This is a genomic window from Peterkaempfera griseoplana (assembly GCF_001418575.1).
GTDB lineage: Bacteria > Actinomycetota > Actinomycetes > Streptomycetales > Streptomycetaceae > Peterkaempfera > Peterkaempfera griseoplana.
The window spans coordinates 1-5,991 of sequence record NZ_LIQR01000401.1 but is presented as its reverse complement, the minus strand read 5'-3'; the positions used below and the strand labels follow the sequence as shown (position 1 = coordinate 5,991).

Below are 5,991 nucleotides of genomic sequence, written 5' to 3'. Positions count from 1 at the left end.
GACCTCCCCGCACCGCAGGGCCCGGCCATGCCCGCCTCGGCGCCGATCCGGCTGACCATCCCCGCCATCGGTGTCAGCGCCCCCTTCACCCGGCTCGCCCTCAACAAGGACGGGGTCCTGCAACCGCCGCCCAACACCGACAGCAATCTGGTCGGCTGGTACGGCGGCGGGGCCACTCCCGGGGAACGCGGCACCTCCCTGGTGCTCGGGCATGTGGACACCAAGCTGGGCCCGGCGGTCTTCTGGGGGCTGGGGGCGATGAAGAAGGGCCAGAAGGCCGAGGTCATCCGGGCCGACGGCTCCACCGCCGTCTTCAAGGTGGACTCGATCGCGGTCTTCCGCAAGAACGACTTCCCGGACGAGCGGGTCTACGCCGACACACCGTCGGCCCAGCTGCGCCTGATCACCTGCGGCGGCGCCTACGACCACAAGAAGCGCGACTACACGGCCAATGTGGTCGTCTTCGCGCATCTGGACTCGTACCGCCGGCCCTGAGCGCGCTCCACGACGCGGGACAGGCCCGTCCGGACACGGAACCGCCCCCGGCGAACCTGCTCTGCCGGGGGCGGTCCACTGCGGCGGATCCAGGCTGCGGCGGGGCCGGAGCCTGGCCCGGAGGAGGCCGGGCTCAGACGACCTGATGCAGCCAGCGGACGGGGGCGCCTTCGCCCGCGTAGCGGAAGGGTTCCAGCTCGTCGTCCCAGGGCTTGCCGAGCAGCCGGGAGATCTCCGCCTCCAGGTCGCTCTCCCCCTTGCGCGCGCGGGCCATGGCGGCCCGCAGGCGGTCCTCGGGGATCAGGATGTCGCCGTGGATGCCGGTGACGGCGTGAAAGATGCCGAGGTCGGGGGTGGAGCTGTAGCGCTCGCCCTCGGCGGCCGTGCAGGGTTCCGCGGTGACCTCGAAGCGCAGCAGGTGCCAGCCGCGCAGCGCGGACGCCAGCCGTGACGCGGTGCCGGGCTCTCCCTGCCAGGAGAACTCGGCGCGCCAGGTGCCGGGGGCGGCGGGCTGGCGGATCCAGTCAAGGTTGACGCGCACACCGAGCACGCCCGCGACCGCCCACTCGACGTGCGGGCACAGCGCGCGCGGCGCGGAGTGGACGTACAGAACTCCACGTGTCGTCACCGGGACCTCCAGGCTGTGGACGAGGGGCGCCTTCCCCAGCGGCCTCGTGCTCGTACCCGTGATTCCTGTCCCACACCCGTCATTCTGCATCAACTGTCACTACTGCACCACTACCCGGCGTGACTTTCAGTAAACGCTATCCGCTCACTAAACCCACCAAACCGGACGGATTGTCACCCTGTGCGATCACATGATGGCCACGTTCTACACACCGTCAACAAGCCACCAGGGACGACCATCCCGGAGGAAACGTTATCGCGGGGCGGCGCGCCATGGGCGCCTGTCGGTCCGAACCGGCCTGAATCCTCCTCCCGAGGAAGGCGACAGCACAGATGTGCACACCCTCCCCCGAACGGGTCACCGACGGATTGTCAGGATCTGGTCCTGACAGATCCGTTGACATGCCTCCAGCAGATCACTACGGTCCACACCAGATTTCGAACGTGTGCCGATATTTCGAACATCTCCCAGGAGGGCGCCCCATGCGCACCATCCATCTCGGCCGTATCGCCCTTGGCGCTGTCGCACTGCTGGCTCTCGCCGCCTGTGGCCAGAGCGAGTCGGGCGCCAAGCCCGCCGCCTCCACATCGGGCGGTGGCAAGGGCGCCACCATCGGCATCGCGATGCCGACCAAGTCCTCGGAGCGCTGGATCGCCGACGGGGACAACATGGTGAAGCAGTTTCAGGCCCTGGGCTACAAGACCGATCTCCAGTACGGCGACAACGTGGTGGAGAACCAGGTCTCGCAGATCGAGAACATGATCACCAAGGGCGACCGGGTCCTGGTGATCGCCGCCATCGACGGCTCCGCGCTCACCGATGTGCTGCAGAAGGCCGCCGACGCCGGTATCCGGGTCATCTCCTACGACCGCCTGATCCGCGGCACCTCCCACGTCGACTACTACGCCACCTTCGACAACTTCAAGGTGGGTGTGCTCCAGGGCAGCTACATCGTCGACCGGCTCGGGCTCAAGAACGGCAAGGGCCCCTTCAACCTGGAACTCTTCGGCGGGTCCCCGGACGACAACAACTCCGGCTTCTTCTTCAACGGCGCCATGAGCGTGCTGAAGCCGTACCTGGACTCCGGCAAGCTGGTGGTGAAGAGCGGTCAGACCAAGTTCGACCAGGCCGCGACCCTGCGCTGGGACGGCGGGGTGGCCCAGTCCCGGATGGACAACCTGCTCAGCAAGTCCTACACCAGCGGTCGGGTGGACGCGGTGCTCTCGCCGTACGACGGCATCTCCATCGGCGTCCTCTCCGCGCTCAAGGGCGTCGGCTACGGCACGCCCGGCAAGCCGCTGCCCGTGGTCACCGGGCAGGACGCGGAGCTGGCGTCGGTGAAGTCCATCATCGCCGGCGAGCAGACCCAGACCGTCTACAAGGACACCCGCCAGCTGGCCAAGGTCGCGGTGCAGATGGCCAACGCGCTGCTCACCGGGGGCACCCCGGAGGTCAACGACAGCAAGCAGTACAACAACGGGGTCAAGGTGGTCCCCGCGTACCTGCTGCAGCCGGTCAGCGTCGACAAGGCCAACTACAAGAAGGTGCTGGTCGACGGCGGCTACTACACCGCGGCGCAGCTCGGTGGCTGAGACCGGGCGGCCCCTCCTGGAGCTGCGGTCGATCAGCAAGTCCTTCCCCGGGGTCAGGGCGCTCTCGGAGGTCTCGCTGTCGGTACGCGAGGGCGAGATCCACGCGGTCTGCGGCGAGAACGGCGCCGGGAAGTCCACCCTGATGAAGGTGGTCAGCGGGGTCCATCCGCACGGCAGCTACCAGGGGGAGATCCGCTTCCAGGGCAGCCCCTGCACCTTCCGGGACATCCGGGCCAGCGAGGACCTGGGGATCGTGATCATCCATCAGGAACTGGCCCTGATCCCCTATCTGTCCATCGCGGAGAACATCTTCCTGGGCAATGAGCACGCCCGTGGCGGGATCATCAGCTGGAACGAGACCATCGCCCACGCCAGGAGGCTGCTGGACCGGGTGGGGCTCACGGAGAACCCGCACACCCGGGTCGCCGACATCGGGGTGGGCAAGCAGCAGCTGGTGGAGATCGCCAAGGCGCTCTCCAAGAAGGTCCGGCTGCTGATCCTGGACGAGCCCACCGCCGCGCTCAACGACGAGGACAGCCGCAAGCTGCTGGACCTCATCCTGGAGCTGAAGGCGCAGGGCATCGCCTCGATCATCATCTCGCACAAGCTGGGTGAGATCTCCCGGGTCGCCGACTCCATCACCATCCTGCGCGACGGCCGCACCATCGAGACCCTGGCCATGGACGGCGGCGAGGTCACCGAGGAGCGGATCATCCGCGGCATGGTCGGCCGCGACCTGGACCACCGCTTCCCCGAGCGGACTCCCGACATCGGCGAGACCGTCTTCGAGGTCCGCGACTGGACCGTCCACCACCCCATCGACCAGGAGCGCAAGGTGGTGGACCGGGTCTCGCTGAAGGTGCGGCGGGGCGAGATCGTCGGCATCGCCGGGCTGATGGGCGCCGGCCGCACCGAGCTGGCGATGAGCGTCTTCGGCCGCTCCTACGGGCGGGGCGTCTCCGGGCAGGTCTTCAAGGACGGGCGGGAGATCCGCACCCGGACCGTCCCGGAGGCGGTCGGGCACGGCATCGCGTATGTCACCGAGGACCGAAAGCAGTACGGGCTCAACCTCATCGACGACATCAGCCGCAACATCTCGCTGGCCGCCCTGGGCAAGGTCAGCAGACGCGGCCGGGTCGACGCCCGCGAGGAGGCCCTGGTCGCCGAGGGGTTCCGGCGCTCCATGAACATCAAGGCGCCCTCGGTGCTGGAGACCGTCGGCCGGCTCAGCGGCGGCAACCAGCAGAAGGTCGTGCTCAGCAAGTGGATCCACGCGGATCCGGACGTGCTGATCCTGGACGAGCCCACCCGCGGCATCGACGTCGGTGCCAAGTACGAGATCTACACGGTGATCAATTCCCTGGCCGACGCGGGCAAGGCCGTGCTGCTGATCTCCTCCGAGCTGCCCGAGCTGCTGGGGATGTGCGACCGCATCTACACCATGAGCCAGGGCCGTCTCACCGGCGAGGTCGGCCGCGCCGAGGCCACACAGGAACTGCTGATGCGGCACATGACGATGGACAGGAACGAGTAGCGATGGACATGGTCAAGACCGGGGCCGCAGAGTCGCGGCCCGACCCCGGCGGGCCCGCGTCCCGCGGCCGCGGCACCGGGGAGATCCTGCGGCAGGCGGTGCGCAGCAACGTCCGGCAGTACGGGATGCTGGTCGCGCTGGCGCTGATCGTGGTGCTGTTCCAGATCTGGACGGGCGGCATCCTGCTGAAGCCGCTGAACGTCACCAACCTGGTCCAGCAGAACAGCTACATCCTGATCCTGGCCATCGGCATGGTGATCGTCATCATCACCGGCCACATCGACCTCTCGGTGGGCTCACTGGCGGCCCTCGTCGGGGCCGCCGCGGCCGTGATGACGGTGAAGCACTCGGTGCCGTGGCCGGTGGCGCTGGTGGTCTCGCTGCTGGTCGGGGCTGCGATCGGGGCGTGGCAGGGGTTCTGGATCGCCTATGTGGGCATCCCCTCGTTCATCGTCACCCTGGCCGGGATGCTGCTCTTCCGCGGTGGCACCCAGATCCTGCTCCAGGGCCAGTCCATCGCCCCCTTCCCCAAGGGGTTCCAGCAGATCAGCACCGGCTTCCTGCCGGAGGTCGGGCCCAACACCGACTACCACAACCTGACGCTGCTGATCGGCCTGGCGGTGGCCGCGCTGGCGGTCTGGCAGGAGGTGCGCGACCGGCGGCTGGCGGTGCGGTACGGCTTCGACTCCCTGCCCACCGGATGGTTCCTGGCCAAGTGCGCGGCGATCACGGCGGGCATCGCGGTCTTCACCCTGCTGCTCGCCAGCTACCACGGGTTCCCGGTGGTGCTGCTGGTGCTGGGCGCCCTGCTGATCGCCTACGGCTATGTGATGCGGACGACCGTGGTGGGGCGGCACGCCTACGCGGTGGGCGGCAACCAGGCGGCGGCGCGGCTGTCGGGGGTGAAGAGCCGGCGGGTGGTGTTCCTGGTCTTCGTCAACATGGGAGTCCTGGCGGCACTGGGCGGTCTGGTGTACGCGGCCCGGCTGAACGCGGGGACCCCCAACGCGGGCATCAACTTCGAGCTGGAGGCCATCGCGGCGGCGTTCATCGGCGGAGCCTCGGCCAGCGGCGGCGTGGGCACCGTGCTGGGTGCGCTGATCGGCGGCCTGGTGCTGGGTGTGCTCAACAACGGCATGTCGCTGGTGGGCATCGGCACCGACTACCAGCAGGTCATCAAGGGGCTGGTGCTGCTGGCCGCGGTGGGCTTCGACGTCTGGAACAAACGCCGGGTGGGCAGCTGAGAGGTCCGGGGCCGTGCACGGCGGGCCGGGGAGCGTACCGTCGTACGCTCCCCGGCCCGCCGGCTCGGGACGCGGGGGTGCCGCGCGGTCCCGGCCTCCGGGACGACGTTGACCGGTGGCGACCTGGTCACTAGCGTGAACGAAGTCCAAAATTCTGAACGGAGTGAGAGACCCGTCATGGCGACCGCTCAGCCCCCCACCGACATCCACGAGGCCACCGCTGTCGACGTCGCCGCAGCCGGCGCGGCGGCAGCCGCGGCCGCCCCCCTGCTGGCCGCGCTCTCCCTGGCGGAGCGGGCCGGGCTGCTGCGCGCGGCCGCGGACACCCTGGACGCCCACTCCGCCGAACTGGTGAAGCTCGCCGACGCCGAGACCTCCCTCGGCGAGGCACGGCTCACCGGGGAGGTGGCCCGCACCACCGGCCAGCTGCGGCTGCTCGCCGACCAGGCCGCCGCCGGAGCCTACCTCGACCTGATCGAGACCCCCGCCGACCCCGCC

Annotated in this window: 6 protein-coding genes; 5 read left to right on the top strand and 1 reads right to left on the bottom strand. The window is 69.1% G+C overall.

Annotation, left to right across the window (positions count from 1 at the left end; all coding sequences use genetic code 11):
• Positions 1-495, top strand: a 495-nt coding sequence (locus AOK09_RS27390) for a class F sortase (protein ID WP_157876056.1), incomplete at its 5' end; no start/stop codon positions are given.
• Between the two features lie 133 nt (positions 496-628).
• Here the strand turns inward: AOK09_RS27390 and AOK09_RS27385 are convergent.
• Positions 629-1,123, bottom strand: a complete 495-nt coding sequence (locus AOK09_RS27385) for a DUF3145 domain-containing protein (RefSeq protein ID WP_055589923.1) — start codon at positions 1,121-1,123, stop codon at positions 629-631.
• A gap of 482 nt (positions 1,124-1,605) precedes the next feature.
• Here AOK09_RS27385 and chvE point away from each other — a divergent pair, with 482 nt between their 5' ends.
• The 4 genes from chvE to AOK09_RS39485 all read left to right on the top strand — a co-directional run.
• Positions 1,606-2,715 (top strand): multiple monosaccharide ABC transporter substrate-binding protein, encoded by a 1,110-nt coding sequence (gene chvE, locus AOK09_RS27380; protein WP_055589922.1) that lies wholly within the window; start codon positions 1,606-1,608, stop codon positions 2,713-2,715.
• Entirely contained in the window at positions 2,708-4,249 is a 1,542-nt protein-coding gene (mmsA, locus tag AOK09_RS27375; protein ID WP_055589921.1) for a multiple monosaccharide ABC transporter ATP-binding protein, read from the top strand. The genes chvE and mmsA overlap by 8 nt, the downstream gene beginning before the upstream one ends.
• Positions 4,250-4,251: 2 nt before the next feature.
• The gene (gene mmsB / locus AOK09_RS27370) at positions 4,252-5,493 is read left to right on the top strand and encodes a multiple monosaccharide ABC transporter permease (protein ID WP_245687504.1); all 1,242 of its coding nucleotides are present in this window, start codon (positions 4,252-4,254) and stop codon (positions 5,491-5,493) included.
• Positions 5,494-5,670: 177 nt separating this feature from the next.
• On the top strand, positions 5,671-5,991 hold a 321-nt coding region (locus AOK09_RS39485; RefSeq protein WP_157876055.1), incomplete at its 3' end, for an aldehyde dehydrogenase family protein.

What these genes read in the sequence shown, in the direction of transcription:
- chvE (WP_055589922.1), top strand. Translation starts at nt 1,606, where the DNA reads ATGCGCACCATCCATCTCGGCCGTATCGCCCTTGGCGCTGTCGCACTG.
- mmsB (WP_245687504.1), top strand. Translation starts at nt 4,252, where the DNA reads ATGGACATGGTCAAGACCGGGGCCGCAGAGTCGCGGCCCGACCCCGGC.